Below are 1,323 nucleotides of genomic sequence, written 5' to 3'. Positions count from 1 at the left end.
GGCCGCGGCACCGGGGCCGCCGCCGGCGCCGGAGCGCGCCGTCGGAAACGGTGTCAGACGCGCTGCCACAGGGCCGGGGTACCGGCGGGTGCCCACGCGCTCTGCGCCTGGTGGCTCTGCAGGCACCGGTAGCTGACGCCGTCCCGGGTCACCGTGGCGCCGGCCTCGTAGACCCGGCCGGCCGTCCACGCCTGCGGGTCGCCGTCCTGGGGGAGCGGGGCGACCGCCTGCCCGGCGGCGGTGGTCAGGGTGAGCCCGAAGTCGGCGAGGATCGGGTTCACCGGCTGGTAGAACGTCGTGCCGCCGCTGGTGCAGTCACCGGAGCCGCCGGAGGTGACGCCCTGCGCCTGGGAGCCGGCGAGGTAGGGGCCGCCGGAGTCGCCGGGCTCGGCGCACACCGTGGTCCGGGTCAGTCCGTCGACCCGGCCCTCCGCGTAGCTGACGCTCGTGTCGTGCTGCTCGATGGTGCCGCAGTGCCATCCCGTGGTCGAGCCGGAACGGCACACGGACGCCCCGACCAGGGCCTGCACCGAGCCGGTGACCTCGACGACCTCGCCGTCCTGAGCCTTGACGCCGGGCGTGGCCGTCCACTGGTCGTTGGTGGCCACCCAGGCCATGTCCTTGCCGGGGAAGGTGGACGCCTCGAAGGTGCCCTGCGCGGTCCGGTCGAACCCGGTCGTCGTGTCTCCGGGGTCGCCGCAGTGCCCGGCGGTGACGAAGCCGGGCTGTTCGTCCGCGGTGACGGAGAACCCGACCGAGCAGCGGGCCGAGTCGTCGATGTAGAAGGCGTCGCCGCCGGTGATGTCCGCCAGCAGGCGCGGCCGCTGCTCGGCGACCCGGACGTCCACGTCCTGCCCGGCGAGCCCGGCGGCCGCCACGAAGGCGGTGCCCGCGGCCTCGTCGAGCGCCTCCACGACGACCCGGTTCGCGGTGACGTCGACGTACCACAGCGGGGTGTCGGCGGTGTCCCGGCCGGCGGCGGCCGCGTCCAGCCTGTCCTTGGCCGCCGTGAGGTCGGCCAGGGTCCGGCCGACGACCGCGGCCCTGGCGCCCTGCTCCTGGATGGCGGGGACGTCCGCCGCGTCGGTGGTGGCGACCGTGAGCTCGCCGGAGGTGGCGCCGCGCACCCAGGCGCCGGCGAACCGGTCGCCGAGGGAGGCGCGCAGGACACCTGCCCGGGTGCCCGCCTCCGCCTCGTTGACCAGGCGTTCGGACGCCTGGGCCGAGGTCAGTTCCAGGTCCCGCCCGAGGGCCTGGAGCAGGTGCGCCGAGGGCCGGTCGGCGCCCAGCGTCTGGGCGGCGCCGGGCACCGGCCCGGCGGTG

At 76.6% G+C, this 1,323-nt stretch carries 1 protein-coding gene; it reads right to left on the bottom strand.

What is annotated here, in order from left to right:
- Nucleotides 1–53: 53 nt before the first annotated feature.
- Nucleotides 54–1,323 (bottom strand): alpha-lytic protease prodomain-containing protein (locus tag G3I53_RS10280; protein ID WP_164438256.1); only part of this gene is annotated, 1,270 nt, incomplete at its 5' end.

Origin of the sequence: Streptomyces sp. SID14436 (genome assembly GCF_010548465.1) — a bacterium.
GTDB lineage: Bacteria > Actinomycetota > Actinomycetes > Streptomycetales > Streptomycetaceae > Streptomyces.
Note: the sequence above shows the minus strand (reverse complement) of the source record. Positions and strands in the feature narration are given on the sequence as shown.